Genomic DNA, 14,497 nt, shown 5'->3' with positions numbered 1-14,497 from the left:
ATCAAGCAAACCCAAACAGACGAGGTAAGGTCATAGTGACCGCAGGGAAATAGGTAATAATAAAAATCACCAAGGCTTCAACTGCTAAAAATGGCAGCATTTCGTAGGCAATATTTTCGGTTTTTTCGCCGGATACGGACGCAGCCACAAATAGCACCAAGCCCATAGGGGGGGTTGCTAAGCCAACCGTTAAGTTCACGCACATGATCACCGCAAAATGTAGAGGGTCGATGCCTAGCGAGATAAAAATAGGCGCTAGCACAGGGCCGAGGATCAAGATCGCTGGGCCTGCATCTAGAAACATTCCGATGGCGAATAAGAATAAGTTAATGATCAGCAGCAACAACAATACGTTGTCGGTTATGCCGACGATTTGTTCGGCTAACATATCAGCCATACCGGACACGGTAATGATCCAGGCGAAGGTTACCGCCGAGCCGACCAGTAATAAAATTGTTCCTGATTGCACGGCTGCGTTAACAAGTATGTGCGGCAGCTTGTGGAATTTAAGGGTGTTGGTCACAAATAAGGTAACGATCAGTGCATAACCCGCTGCTGCTGCGGCCGCTTCTGTTGGGGTGAATACACCTAATACGATCCCGCCAAGTAAAATAACGGGGGTAAGTAAGGGTAAAAAGGACGATTTAAGGGCACTGCCACGTTCGTACCAAGTCGCTTTTTGATTTGCTACTGGGTAGTTACGTTTTTTGGCTATTCGGCTGGTGACTATCATCAAACCAGCACAAATCAATAAGCCCGGGGTAATGCCTGCTAAGAACATGCCCGCCACAGATACGTTCATGATAAAAGCGTACAAGATCATGATCCCTGAGGGGGGAATAATCGGGCCGATAACAGAAGAAGCGGCCGTCACTGCAGCGGCAAAGCGTCTGCTGTAGCCGTTTTCTTCCATAGCGGGGATAAGCATTTTACCTAACGCAGAGGTGTCGGCAACCGCTGAGCCTGATAGCCCTGCGAAAAGCACTGACGATAAAATATTCACTTGTGCTAAGCCGCCTCTGTAATGCCCTATTAAGGTTTGGCTAAAGCGCACAATAGACTGAGTGATCCCGCCTTGATTCATCAGCTCACCAGCTAAGATGAAAAACGGTACCGCCATCAAAGGGAACGAATTCATCCCTGAGTACAAACGGGTTAACAATGCTGAGAAAAACACCTCGTTACCGTCAAGCATTAAACTGACGCCAGGACCAATTAACAAGGCAAACACCACTGGCGTGCCAGCAGTGAGTAATAGAATGAAAACCCAAAAATAACTGATAGACATATTATTCTACTTCCATGGGGGGAATCGTTTGCGCAGTGAGATAAGCACGAGCAAAGAGTTGTTTGATCAGGTTTTCGATACCCACTAAAAACAGGGCCGCAAACATTAACGGTGCGCAGGCATAAAAGTAAGCAAGCTTGACGGGCATGGACGAGGCATATATTTCAAAACCACCTTGGAAAAATGCCACGCTTTGTTTGAAAAACACTGCGCTTATCATAATCACTAAGAGGGTGATTATAATTTCTGACATTCTGCGTAAGCCTTTGGGAAGGGCGTCGGCAAACATCTCGATAGACACGTTTAAATTTTCACGATAAGCCCAAGGGGCAACTAAACACGTGACCCATACCATCAAGTATTTCGCGAGCTCTTCGGTCCATGCTAGGGAATCGTTTAACACATAACGGTAGAACACCTGAGCTAAAATCATCAGCAACATAGCGCTTAACAGCACGCCCGCAATATTTTTGCCAAGGGTGCTGATGGCATAATTGACCTTACCTAGCGGGCGATTAACGGCTAAAAACCCGCGACTGACAGCATTTTGCATGAGGTGTTCTCCGACTGCGCTTAAGGGCTATTTGGGCCAGTAATGGCTAATTTGCGGTTGCTGATCAGTCAACTCGTCCGTGTGTTCAACATCTGGCCCAAGTGGTATGCGCTTGCCCTTAGGTACGAACACGGCCATTTCTTGAGCGCCAAGGGTTAGGTTATAAACCTTGCCACCTTGGTAGGTTTGTTCACTTGGGAAGCGTTGCCATTCACCTTCGGGTAAGTAGAACTCTACTTCTCCGCCGGGTTTTAAGCAGGGAGCCACTAACATGTCATCACCGAACATAAACTGCGATTCAAACGCTGCCGCTACACGATCTTTGGGAAAGGCCAATGGCATCGCGCGCATCAAAGGAACACTTGTACTACTTGCTTGTTGCATGGCGTTGTAAATATACGGTAGTAAGCGATAACGTAGCACCAATGCTTGGTTTACTGCATCTTCTGCTTCCGGGCCATAGCTCCAAGGTTCACGCTGACCTATGCCGTGTAAACGCATATGAGCACTGAATACGGCGGCTTGTGACCAACGAATAAAGAGCTCTTGATCTCGTGTGTCTTTGAAGAACCCGCCAATATCAGTGGCAAAGAAAGGCGCGCCTGACATCCCCCACGACAAAGCACCGCGGATACTGGCGCTTAGCCCGCCCCAATCGGCTTGTGGGTCGCCGCCCCATTGACTAGGGAAGCGCTGTGAGCCGGTCCATGCTGAACGGCTGAACAAGAAAGGGCCGTTTTTAGAATACTTCTCTGCGGCTTCGTACACGCACTTGTTGTATAGAAAGCTGTAAATGTTGTGCAAGCGGTTGCCTGAATCACCGCTGTAAGCAAGCATGTTGTCATCTTCGACCTGTTCACCGAAGTCGGCTTTTATCATATCAATGCCTAAATCAAACAAGGGCTTGTGTGATTCCATCCAAAACTGATATGCATCGGGGTGGGTGAAATCCACAATGCCGGACTCAGGTAGCGGCGTCAGCACTTCTGCAAACGCGCTCATGTCCCACTTGTATTGATACGCTTCGCCGGTGCGCTTGTCTTTTAATAACCAGCCTTTTTTGGCCATTTCGGCGAAAAGCGGATGCTGAATAGAAACCAATGGATATTCCCATATGCAGACTTTAAAGTTGTCTGCTTTGAGCTTATTGATCACCGCCGCGGGGTCGTCAAAGCGTTTGGGATCCCATTCAAAGGCAAAGCGGGTATCTGTGTCTTGCCATGCACGTCCGTCAAGGGTGATAACGTCGCACGGCATTTTGTGATCGCGTACGTCTTTTGCCGTAGCCAATAATTCAGGCACATCTTTGTAATACGCTTTCGATAAAATAACCCCTAAGCTCCATACCGGAGGGGTCGGCGCTTTGCCGGTTAAATCTGTGTAGGTGTTGATAATGGCATTACCATCCTCACCGTGCATCAAGAACAAATCTAAGCATTCATCTTCCACCAATACCCCATAAGCACGTTGTGACCAAGTGGCATAACCCACAGCATGTGTTACCGGGGCAGGGGTATGCACAAACACGCCCCAACCGCTGGGGCTCCAACAAAATGGCGTGTTTTTGTAGGAAATTTCTGCATTTACGCCTAGCGCATCGTGGTTGTAAGAGCGCACCAGTTGACCGCGCTTATTAAGGCTACCCCATTTTTCGCCTAAGCCGTATACGGCTTCGTCGGTGCCAAGCTCTAGGCTTATTAACCAGCCTTTATCCACTTTGGCTAGAGGCGGTAAACGGTAGCGACGCACAAAGTGACCATCGGTCGCAGTTTGCTGAATTGTTTTACTGTTTTGTGATAACTCAAACGTGAAGGGGGTGTGGTTGATCACCAACTTACTCTCACCAGCAATCAGGGTTGTTTGCTGCTCATTTGAAACGATATCTGCCGCTATTACATCCGGCGTGGATACGAGTAGGCCATAGTCAGGCTGATTTTTCGTGCCAATTTGTACACGCACACCAAACGTATGAAATGCGATGTGTAACTCACCTTGCGACGTCGGAATTAGTACACTGGCATCACTTTGCAAGCTCGCGGCGCCGGTCACTTCAGCTTGCTTTATATCGTTCCAATTCGGGGCAGTAACATCAAACACAGACGTAGTTATAGACATGAATTTTTCTCACTCGTGATAATGGCACAATGGGGAAGCGCAAATGCTAGCACTGAGGCGATGCAAGCAACCCTTACAATCTTATATAAGATATAAGTTATAGTAGTGTTAAATTCTTGTCAATCTTTGTTGAGTTTTAGTTGCATGGTGGGTTTTCCGTTATCCGAGTGAGCATATTAAGTGATTGAAACGATGCTTAAAACTAGTAGATATAGCGGGATTAATGCACTTCGCAAAAATGCACCGAATTGATCCTTAACAAAGTTTAATGTAAACCAAACGATAATATCTTGTATAAGACATACACTTAATATTACTCTTATATTTTGTTTCAACAAATTTGCCGTATATGAACGAAAATCGCTTTGACAACAAACTTAGCCGACCTGGTTTAGCTTTCCAACCTTTGTACAAACAGGTGGAAGAGCAAGTGACCCAACTTATCGTTGAGCAGCGCTGGAAGCCAGGTGAAATGTTACCCAACGAATTTCAGCTGGCCAGCGAGTTTGGCGTCAGCCAAGGCACGGTGCGTAAAGCGCTGAACAGCCTAACGAGCGCTAAAATTCTTACCCGCAGGCAAGGCATTGGTACGTTTGTTTCTGAGCATACGGGGCATCACGGACTTTATCGTTTTTACCCCCTGATTGCGGATGGTAAAAACCCAGAATTGCCCAAGGCTGAGCTATTGTCTATCTCAACGCAAACAGCCAATAAGAAAGTCGCTGCGGCCTTAGCACTCAACCCGAAAGACAAAGTGATTGTACTGATCAGGCGCCGTATTTTAGATAACGAGTTTTGCATTGCTGAGACTATTTTTTTGCCCCATAAATGGTTCAAAGCATTGCTTGATGAAAAAGAAGTGCCACATACGCTGTACCACTTTTATCAAACCAACTTTAACCTGACCGTACATACCATTCGTGACAGTATCAAAGCGGATCTCGCCACGCAAAATGACGTTGATACACTAGACATAAAACTAGGTGAGCCGTTGCTTGAAGTAACACGCATCGCTCAGTCGCTAAACGACAAACCGATGGAATACCGCATCAGTCGTTGCCGCAGTGACAAATACCATTATCTGGTGGAATTAAACTAATAACCTGCCTCATTGCTACTGACGTGACGCTGGAAAACAGCGGGTAAAGTTTACCCGCACGTGTTTTTAATTCAGCCTCTACTCCTCACAGATTGAAAGTCTAGCTGCTAACTAAAACGGCACGATATACGCAGTTGAACTGTTGAATTCGAATCGGTTTATCTTACCGCATTGAGCGAAATGATTGCTCGAAGGATAAGGTGTACCGATTTGCTGCACGTCGCCTTCAAAGCCTTGTCCGTTTTTTACATAGGCCTTGAGTTCGAACCAGCCGTTTACGGTTTTACTGCAATCCATTTGTACATCCAGCATCCAGTAATGCTCCCCCCACGCATTGAGTACTTCTTGTCCAAACCCGTCGTTGACCACTGTTTTGTGTGGGCCATAGCTGTCGGGCCAAAGGTTTGTCGTCCAGTCCATTGCGGTGCCTTGTGCGGCTGCATTTTGCGCGCTTTCAGCACCATACCAATCTAGGTATTGTTCATTCTGTTTCCACACCGCCGTGGTTGTGTTGCGCAGATTATTGTGGGTGATTGGAATTGCACATTGATAGTTTTCTGCCGTGCAGGCCTTGCCTAATTGGCTGCTGGCATAGGCATGGTCTATACCGCCGCGCACGAACATATCCTGACCATTTTGCGTCTGTGCTTTAATGAATATGACCGTTCTTTGGCTATTTTGAGTAGGGGCAGAGTCTGTGATTTTTGCATTGTGATGAATCGCTATCGCATCAAAAGGAACCACGCTAAGGTTTATGGTTCCGTCGTTTTGTACGGTTACAACCTCCCCGGAACAGCTTTGAGCATCACTGGTAAGTTGACCTTTCAGTACATTGCAGTATTGTCCTGGTGCCATTGAAGTGGATACGCTTGCGTTAAGTTGATAGCTCTCTTTATTGATGGCTACAAAGCCTGAGCTGCTGCGGCCGAAGGCGATTTGATTAGCACCATTATCCCACCAGTCGGACAGTGAGAAATCGTCATGGGTATTATTTCGAAAATCTACCGCACCAGCAATGTAACTCCAGCGATGTTCGCACTTCCAGTTTTGCCCAAAGCATTCAAGATTACCGTTATTGTGTACGCGCATATTGGGCGCACCTGCATCGGTATCAGAATGAAAGTCAAAGCTGGACATGACCTTTGGATATCCATAGGGATAGGCAAGCATAAACACATTTGCGAGATCGTATAACCTGCCATCTTCAAACGTAATAACGTTGCCACCGCCGCCGTGACCCCGCTGATTATCATGGTTGTCAACAAAGACCACTGCTTGGTAGCTAGGCATGAACCCCCAGTCTTCTCCAAAATTACTTAGCCACGCTAATTTACCATTTCGAAAGGTGTTACCTATTTCAACGCTGTACTTAAACTCGGTGACTAAGCCATTACTGGCATACTCACTGGCTGATACAGCTTCCCCGCCTTGATCGATGACCTCTTGAAATATCAAGGGATTGCCCGCGACTTTGGATAATATACTGGATATATCGGCACTAGGCATATGCTTCGCGGCATCTAATCTAAACCCTTTAACGCCTATGTTGGTCAAGTCACTTAAGTAGGCGGCGATGGTGTCTTGAACGTAAGGCGCGTCCGTGTCTAAATCAGCTAGGCCAACCAATTCACAATTTTGTACCTGTCCTCGGTCACTGTAGTTATTGATTGTGCAGGTTGTATGGAAGTCTTGGGGGGAAAATATAGGGTACTGCTTGGCGCCAAAACTGCTGCCAGCAGTTCCATTTCCTAAGCCTGCCGCCATATGGTTAATGACCGCGTCTACGTAAATATCTACGCCTGCTGAATCACAGCGTTGCACCATGTCAATGAACTGCGCGCGGTTTCCCCCTCTGCTTTGCAACACGTAGCTAACGGGTTGATAACGAGCCCACCACTGCTGTGCGGTGATGTGCTCGTTTGGTGGCGATACTTGAACCGCGGCATAGCCTTTGGGGCCCAGAAAGGTTTCGCATTCGGTGGCTATGTCTTGCCAATTCCACTCAAATAAGTGGACAAAAGTTGTGGGGGCTGCACTGCTTTGAGTGCTAAAATTAACTGCCAGTGCACAAGCAATGGTTTTTAAAGATGTCTTCATGAGCGTATCCCTTAGGTTGATCGTTTGGTCATTTGCTAAGGCATACGTGACGATATGTAACTGCTCCTAGCCGTGGCTGTGAAACCTTAAGCCAAGAGCAAAAAAATTACCAAATGAATACGTATGTAAATAAAATGTTGTGTTTTTGTTCTCTAACTGTTTTCACCTTTCATGTCTTCGCATGTGTGGTGAGTTGACAATATCTGCTTCTTCAAACTGTATTTGTTGATCAAACAACAATTGGCTGATACTTGTTGGTTTTCCTTCATCGTCAAGTTCTACCAAGCCAATGCCTGAGCCGTTGACCAAACGCTCACCCGCAGACGCGTGCGAAGGCTTTAACGGGGTGACGCGCATGTTACGTCGTTTGGTAAATACATTTAACGGTGAATAGGGAGCGTATAACCAACGATTTAGCCTATCTAGCCAGTTGAGTAAACTCTCAGGAAAGGTATTGCGTAAGCCACTACTGGTGATTTGCCATATATCAGGGCTGTTGCGTCTTCGCTTTAACTTCACGTGGTAGGCGTAGGAGTAATGCACATCGCCGGATAAAATCACGAAGTTCTGCGGTGTTTTTCGGTGGGTGAATAGATTCAATAAATAATTTGCACTGCCGGGGTGAGCCATCCAGTTCTCGGCATCCACCATCAGTGGTTTTCCAATACGGGTAAATACCCTTTGAATCGCTTCGATGAGTTTCACCCCAAATATAGGCGCTGGCGACACTAGCACCACAGCGGGCTCATTCATCAAAGCTTGTTGCAATTCAGTGAGTGACTCCCAATCCATCAAACCAGATGGTTTATTGGCGTTCGATTCTGACCACCAGCGCTGGGTGCGGGTATCAAGCACCAATAATTTGGGCGAGGTGGGCCATTGGTAATGCCATTGTTCAAACGCTAACAATGTGGTGATAGTTTCATCGTGTTCTGGGCAGCCTAAGTCCTGGAAACTCAATTGCATCTTTTGCAGTAATTCATCACTGAAGTTTTGCGGTGCGTTACCCCATCCTTGGCACAGTAAATAGGCTATTAATGAATTACCTATTATTCGTCGGGAGAACACATTGCCGTAGGCCGCTTGTTCCCAGTCTGCGGTTAAATTCCAGTCGTCGGTTACATCGTGGTCATCGAACATCATGGGGCAGGGCAGGTGTGCCATGACGCGTCTTGCTTGTGAGAGGCCTGACACAAATTGTTCTATCAAGTCTAACTCGCTTTGATATTCTTCAACGCTTTGATCGCCTATTGCGCTTTGAACTCCAGTAGAGCTAGGTATATCAGTATTAGCAATTGCCCAGCACTCAGGAGACCAGCACAATAAATACATGGTGATGACCTCTGCAAACGACACCAAATGATTATTCGCGTGCACCGTGGTGAAGACCGGCTTTTCAGCGGACTTAAAAAGCGGGATCTTTAATTTTTGGCTTTGATTATCATTTGGTAAAATCTGTATGCGTTGATTGTATAAGGCCTGCTCAGTGTGCAAATCGTGGCTGTTGTTAACGGTTGAATCAGAAAAGATTTCGTCAACTATGCCCAGAGAGGGGATAACACTGTGAATGGCCGCTAACATGGGGGTTGCCACATCGTCAGCGTATATTTGGTCCCCAGTCATCATTATTAGACTCGGCCACCGCTGCGGGGAATCTTGCAGAGTACTCAGCAGGGTATCGGCAATCACTAAGCCGTCAGGGCTGTCATGATGAGGTTTGCGGCAAGAGCCATGCAGAATTTTTCGCAGTTTATGGTGCACCACAAAACCGGGAGTGGGGCGCTGTGGGTAACAAATATCACTGAGCAACTCGGTGAGCTTTACGTTGACTTTGTCTTGAGTCGTAAAGTCTAACTGATAGCCAATCCAACAGTCTTCGGGTAATGGGGTGTCGAGTGTCAGGTGCAATAAATGTATATAAAGATGTTCACCGACCTTAATGCTTCTGTGCTGGGGGATTTCATTGTCATTGGTTTGCTCAAGCGGGTAGGTTTGCGCAGTTTGACCTTCAGGTGAAAGCGACAAATTGATATCGATGGGTTGGTTGGTGACTAACCATAAAGTCACTTGCTCGCACGTGAGTTTCTTTAGAATAGGCCCTGCGAGTACTTTTAACGCTGATTGCTGCAAATCGACTTCCTAATCCTGAATATCTAACGGTATAAATGGCTACTTTAACAATGTTCACTTGGATTGATCTACTGAGCCGTTAATTTTAATCCTTAAACAGATACATTTTGTCAGTGAGATAGGGTAATAACAGGCTTCACCCGTCGCTTTTAGCCATTGGCATCGTTAATAACGTTAGCGTAGAGATGCGTGTTATAAAACGAGCCCTGCTTGTACACCGCCTTTTTTAGGTAACCCTCAGCAGTAAAGCCGCATTTTTCTAGTACCTGGCAAGAGGCCAGATTGCCTTCAAATACACTGGCGTGTAAGCGCACTATTTCACTGTTGTTTTTCACTTCATCAATCAGTAAAGCAAGCGCTTTTGAGGCGTAGCCCTTGCCCCAAAACTGCTCAGCCAACCAGTAACCGACTTCAGCTGAATACGTATATTCAAACTGGCCTGGCTCAGCACTCACACAGCCAACAAACTCACCGTCCACTTCAATTGCGCGAATAATGCCAATTTTACTGCCCTGTTCAATCCACCAAATGGCGTCATCTTCTGTGTACGGATAAGGAATGCGACTCGACAAAAAACGCGTCACGTTAGTCGTGTTTAAGCAGCGAATGAGGTGTGTCTTATCTTGTTGGGTAAAATGTCGTATTAGCAGCATATTCTCATTAAATTACCAATCGACACCTTTCCTGCCAATAAAAATTTTTCGTTTTAGCCTGAATTGTTTCTGGCAACTGAGATGAAATGAGCAAACTAGCCTGTTGTACTGAGAGTTTTTTTACCCAATAATAGCTTTGACCTTGTCTTGCATACTGTTCGCCAATTTTTGTTATTCGTCAATAAGATACACGAAGATGTTAAGACAAATATGATAATTTAAAAGGAAATTTATGAGATATCTGAATATGAAGGTGTTGTTAGGCGCTTGTCTTGCGATGTTGGCAAAAGAAAGCTCAGCCGCAGAACTATTACAGTTTTATCCTGCTTGTGATTATGGGGTTGTAGATACAATTAAAGTAAGTGGACGATTACGATTCTCGACAGGAAGCACTAATGCTGAATCGCTGGCAAAAACCAGATCGGAAGTCATTCAAGATATTCTAGACATTGCTAAAAAGCGGGGAGTTGATGGCGTCATCTTAACGAAAAAATCGGTTGTGTTAGATAGCTTGGCCTCGGAATCCCGCGTCGTACGCAACCGAGTCACATTCACTGCGCAACTTGTCAATAATTGCGCTACGGGGGCTGCCTTGTCATCAAAAGCAACGCCCTATGATGCAAGTGGTTTAAGGAAATTCGCCTTAAGTATTGAGTCAAAAATACGTGCTAAAAAACAACATACTATTACCTATCAAATAAACACTGACAAATTACCGCTGCCGCCCATTGAATCGTTCTCAATCGACTTTGAGCAAGGGGTATTTGGATTGCGATTACAAAGTACCTATGACGAAGCTGTGGCTTTATTTGGTAGCCCTGCAGGCGTATATGTCCTAGATAATGACTTATTGCTTGTCTCCTATGGTCGTGATCTTTGGCTTACATTCTTCAATGACAAGCTGGTAAGTGTCACCAATCGAAATGTTTGGTTTAGCAATGAGCTTCTTAGTATGCTTGATTTTGATGCTCGATTTGAAAAGCAAGAGTGGCGTATTCTTAATAAGGTGTCATATGACATGCCTATGCTTGACGTTGAGAAAGCCATCAATACCCAGCAAAATTCGACACACACTGCAGTGCTTAAACATGCATCTCAAACCATTTCAATAGAGGGTATCGCTAAATCAGTAGAGCGAAATCGACAACCTGACTATTTAGCGAGTTTTTATTCTGTATCGCATCGCGATTTTGAGCCAAGTAGACTTGATGTCGCCCACAATACCCACATCGCGGATAGCTTAAGCCGATATATTAATGGGGATCTTGAGTTAGTTGATGTCGATACGTTGAAATCCTTAGCGATAGGAGAAGTCGCAAGTGATAAAGATACAAATTTGCTTATTATGGATAACCACTTGGTCGTGGAGGTGACAGGTAGCACAGTGAATAGAGTGTATTTATTGGATTCGGTCTTTCGGCAAGATAAACTGACGATTAACAGCTCGTGGCAATTTGGGGCTTTTAAGCAGGGTCAGTCGATGGCTGCAGTGAAGAAGCTATTAGAGGATGATCTCTTTAGTTTTGACGACATGATTGAGGTGAGTGACGATAGATTTAATCAAGAGTTCTTTTTTGTTGACTACGAAGATGAGCTGCAACTGAGCTCAAGTGAAGTGACTTTTTATTAAAGAAAATCGACTACATGAAACTTGTTACATGAGTCTTAAGCGCCAATTTGGACGGCGCTATCAGATTTAAAACAAATTCAAATCAACTTTTAGAGTCAATCAATACTCAGCACTATCTTGCCTACATGATGTTTCTCGGTGAAGACTTTTTGAGCCTGCGCTATGTCTTTTAGCGGAAACGATTGGGCAACAATAGGTGAAATCTTACTCTGCTCGATGTAGTCCACTAAGTTTTGAAAAACACCAGCCTCTAATACTGTACAGCCAAAAAAGCTGAGATCTTTTAAGTACAGGGTTCTAACATCTAACTCGACGATTGGGCCGCCAATGGCACCGGCAACCGCGTATCGGCCGTGACATTTAAGCACATCAAGTAAATTAGGCCATGCGCACCCTGCAACCAAATCGATGACCACATCTATGCTATTCGCTTTTAGCGTTGCAAGTAAATCAGCATCGCGGCTGATGACTTCATCGGCACCTAAGGCCAACAGCTGTTCGTTTTTGGCTGGGCTGGTGAGCGCAATAACATATGCCCCACGTGCTTTTGCCAATTGTATGGCTGCTGAGCCTACGCCGCCTGATGCGCCCGTGATCAACACTCTTTCGTTAGGGGCTAGCTGAGTGCGAGTCAGCATGTTTTCAGCGGTCGAGTAGGAACAAGGGAAGGTGGCTAACGCTAGATCGCTCAACTCACTTTGAATAGCGAACGCATGGCGAGCATCAACTAGCGTATATTGTGCAAAGCCACCGTCGCATTCAGAGCCAAAATACCAAGGTGTATCTAACGTTTTTCCGTTCACTTGGCGAATGCAAGGCTCTATCAATACTCGTTCGCCAACACGGCTATTGGCGACCTGACTTCCGACCGCTACGATTTGGCCACACACATCGGCCCCTTGTATACGCGGAAAGGTCAATGCGTTGCCTGACCAACTTGCGTCTGCGCCATCAGCATCACTTTTAGAGTACCAGGCGGTACGTGTGTTAATGTCGGTGTTATTTACCCCCGCAGCTTTCACCCGTATCAGTACTTCATGATCTTTGGGTGAAGGAACAGCAATATCTTGATTGTACTGAAGCACTTCAGGGCCACCGTGACCAGTAAGTTGCACACCCTTCATTTTTTTGGGAATAGCGACGATATTAGGGGCGTTAGTGATGTTAGGCATGTTCATTTTGCTCCATCATTTGTTGAACTGATAATTTTGCAGATTCGATAGATTCGTAGCCTAATATAGGCCACACATTAGAGACTCCCTCGTGAAGTAACAGTAACGCTGTGGCTAAGTGAGGCCGTTGAGCTCGTTGAGCTAACAGTAAACGTACATCGTTTTTGTGCTGTGAAACCGCCGCTTTTATTTCGAGGTTGTCAGGGAATGCCGCTAACGCTTGCAACGACATACACCCATGGGGGGCAAACTCTGTCATCCACTGATCAAGCCTCTCGAAAACCGCTAAAATCGCCTCTTTGCCATCTTTAATGCGGGCATCTGCTAAAAAAGCTAAATAGCGCTGATGTCTGTGGGTCAAGGCCGCGACAATCATTAACTCTTTTGAAGGATAATGTTTGTATAGTGTACGCAAGCTCACGTTACAGGCTGTTTTTAATTGTGAAACGCTGGCTTCAGCGAAACCATACTGGCTAAAGGCAGCCTCTAAACTTTCGGCAATTTGTGCTTTCAATGTCTGGCGCTCCAAGTGCGGCATCAAAGGTAGAACGTTCACTCTACCTTCAGGGTAGAGTGAACGTTCTACTCTGTCAAGGACTAGGTCAAGTCGTTCTTTCCCGAAAGTGCCCATTGGTGGTGTTTTTTATTTCTCAAAAAACCGTAAGTAAGTGAACTAGCGACGGGTAAATGCAGTATGTAACTTATTAAAATAACTGCGCAATAAGGAATAAAAGGAGATTGGATATGGAGCGCTTTATTATTCGAAAACCATTTGGTGATAAGTTTACCTACCAGTACCCTTCTGGCAGAACGGTTAAAAACAAGGGCATTAAGCGCTGGGTGCAAAGCTTAGCGATCCCTCCTGCGTGGCAGGAGGTGCAAATTGAACTCGACCGCAGTGCTAAGGTATTGGCCTTTGGCCGGGACGCGCAAAATCGCAAACAATACATATACAACCCTAAGTGGACTGAGCAGGCCAGCGAGCAGAAATTTGAGCGCATTTTGCGCTTTGCCAAAGAGCTTTCCACTATGCGGCGCGTGACAGGGCAGCATATCACTCAGCGTCCTATCGACGAAAATGTGGTATTAGCTTGCATGACACGCATGTTAGATGACGCCTTCTTCAGACCCGGTAACCCAAGTTACACCAGAGACAACCAAACTTATGGCTTGACCACGCTGCGCGTAAAGCACATGAGCATTGAGCGTGGTCATGTAGAATTTGATTACGTCGGAAAAAGCCACAAACAACAGCACCGCGAAATCCACGACAATCATGTCACCAAGGTGTTAGCCCAATTGGAAAAAATGACTGGCTACGAATTGTTTGATGTCACACTACCGGATGGGGAGCGTAAAAATATTAGCGGACAGGATCTAAACCAATACATTGCAGAAGTAATGGGGGAAGATTTTAGCGCGAAGGACTTTCGAACATGGGCAGGCACGGTACTGATGGCTATCGCACTTGACGAACTTGGTCCGGCCGATGATGAAAAGCTAAGCCAAAGTAATGTGCTAGCGGCAGTCAAAAAAGTGGCTGGCGAGCTTGGTAACACGCCAGCAGTATGCCGCTCAAACTATATTCACCCCGGCGTTATCCTGCACTACGAAAGTGGTCGTACTCTTGATTATTTTCGCAAACAACTCAATCGCACGCGAGCCAAATACTTTAGCCCAGATGAAAAAGCCACCTTAAAACTGCTTGAATATCTAGTCGAATCTTAACTCTATCGTTTTAAATTATTTTTTATTAGGAT

11 protein-coding genes are annotated in these 14,497 nt (G+C 45.8%); 3 read left to right on the top strand and 8 right to left on the bottom strand.

Annotation, left to right across the window (positions count from 1 at the left end):
• Window position 1 precedes the first annotated feature (1 nt).
• From PATL_RS14625 to PATL_RS14615, 3 genes are read right to left on the bottom strand one after another with little or no spacing between them, the layout of a single operon-like run.
• Window positions 2-1,288, bottom strand: coding sequence for a TRAP transporter large permease (locus PATL_RS14625; RefSeq protein WP_011575628.1), 1,287 nt, complete (start codon window positions 1,286-1,288; stop codon window positions 2-4).
• A gap of 1 nt (window position 1,289) precedes the next feature.
• Window positions 1,290-1,841, bottom strand: a complete 552-nt coding sequence (locus tag PATL_RS14620) for a TRAP transporter small permease (RefSeq protein WP_011575627.1) — start codon at window positions 1,839-1,841, stop codon at window positions 1,290-1,292.
• A gap of 27 nt (window positions 1,842-1,868) precedes the next feature.
• Window positions 1,869-3,956, bottom strand: a complete 2,088-nt coding sequence (locus PATL_RS14615) for an alpha-xylosidase (RefSeq protein ID WP_011575626.1) — start codon at window positions 3,954-3,956, stop codon at window positions 1,869-1,871.
• A gap of 349 nt (window positions 3,957-4,305) precedes the next feature.
• On the opposite strand from PATL_RS14615, the gene PATL_RS14610 reads away from it, so the two are divergent.
• On the top strand, window positions 4,306-5,055 hold the full coding sequence (locus PATL_RS14610) for a GntR family transcriptional regulator (RefSeq protein WP_011575625.1): 750 nt from the start codon (window positions 4,306-4,308) through the stop codon (window positions 5,053-5,055).
• A gap of 111 nt (window positions 5,056-5,166) precedes the next feature.
• Here the strand turns inward: PATL_RS14610 and PATL_RS14605 are convergent, their stop codons facing one another.
• The 3 genes from PATL_RS14605 to PATL_RS14595 all read right to left on the bottom strand — a co-directional run bounded on the left by PATL_RS14605 (window position 5,167) and on the right by PATL_RS14595 (window position 9,935).
• Complete coding sequence (locus PATL_RS14605) at window positions 5,167-7,152, bottom strand: alpha-amylase (protein ID WP_011575624.1); 1,986 nt, start codon at window positions 7,150-7,152, stop codon at window positions 5,167-5,169.
• Between the two features lie 162 nt (window positions 7,153-7,314).
• Window positions 7,315-9,282: an alkaline phosphatase D family protein gene (locus PATL_RS14600; RefSeq protein ID WP_011575623.1), complete on the bottom strand. Its 1,968-nt coding sequence runs from the start codon at window positions 9,280-9,282 to the stop codon at window positions 7,315-7,317.
• Window positions 9,283-9,431: 149 nt separating this feature from the next.
• Window positions 9,432-9,935: a GNAT family N-acetyltransferase gene (locus PATL_RS14595; RefSeq protein WP_011575622.1), complete on the bottom strand. Its 504-nt coding sequence runs from the start codon at window positions 9,933-9,935 to the stop codon at window positions 9,432-9,434.
• 232 nt (window positions 9,936-10,167) lie between these two features.
• Between PATL_RS14595 and PATL_RS14590 the strand changes: the two genes are divergently transcribed.
• On the top strand, window positions 10,168-11,565 hold the full coding sequence (locus PATL_RS14590) for a hypothetical protein (protein WP_011575621.1): 1,398 nt from the start codon (window positions 10,168-10,170) through the stop codon (window positions 11,563-11,565).
• Window positions 11,566-11,660: 95 nt separating this feature from the next.
• On the opposite strand, the gene PATL_RS14585 is transcribed toward PATL_RS14590, so the two are convergent.
• Both PATL_RS14585 and PATL_RS14580 read right to left on the bottom strand, forming a co-directional pair.
• Window positions 11,661-12,737 carry an alcohol dehydrogenase family protein gene (locus tag PATL_RS14585; RefSeq protein ID WP_041714488.1) on the bottom strand — a complete coding sequence of 359 codons (1,077 nt, stop codon included), beginning with the start codon at window positions 12,735-12,737 and terminating at the stop codon, window positions 11,661-11,663.
• The gene (locus PATL_RS14580; protein ID WP_011575619.1) at window positions 12,730-13,275 is read right to left on the bottom strand and encodes a TetR/AcrR family transcriptional regulator; all 546 of its coding nucleotides are present in this window, start codon (window positions 13,273-13,275) and stop codon (window positions 12,730-12,732) included. Before PATL_RS14580 ends, PATL_RS14585 begins: the two co-directional genes overlap by 8 nt.
• A 206-nt stretch (window positions 13,276-13,481) precedes the next feature.
• Here PATL_RS14580 and PATL_RS14575 point away from each other — a divergent pair, with 206 nt between their 5' ends.
• A complete protein-coding gene (locus PATL_RS14575) occupies window positions 13,482-14,465 on the top strand; it encodes a DNA topoisomerase IB (protein WP_011575618.1) in 984 nt (327 codons plus the stop codon).
• Window positions 14,466-14,497: the final 32 nt, after the last annotated feature.

It is taken from the genome of Paraglaciecola sp. T6c, from assembly GCF_000014225.1.
Lineage (GTDB): Bacteria > Pseudomonadota > Gammaproteobacteria > Enterobacterales > Alteromonadaceae > Paraglaciecola > Paraglaciecola atlantica_A.
Note: the sequence above shows the minus strand (reverse complement) of the source record. Positions and strands in the feature narration are given on the sequence as shown.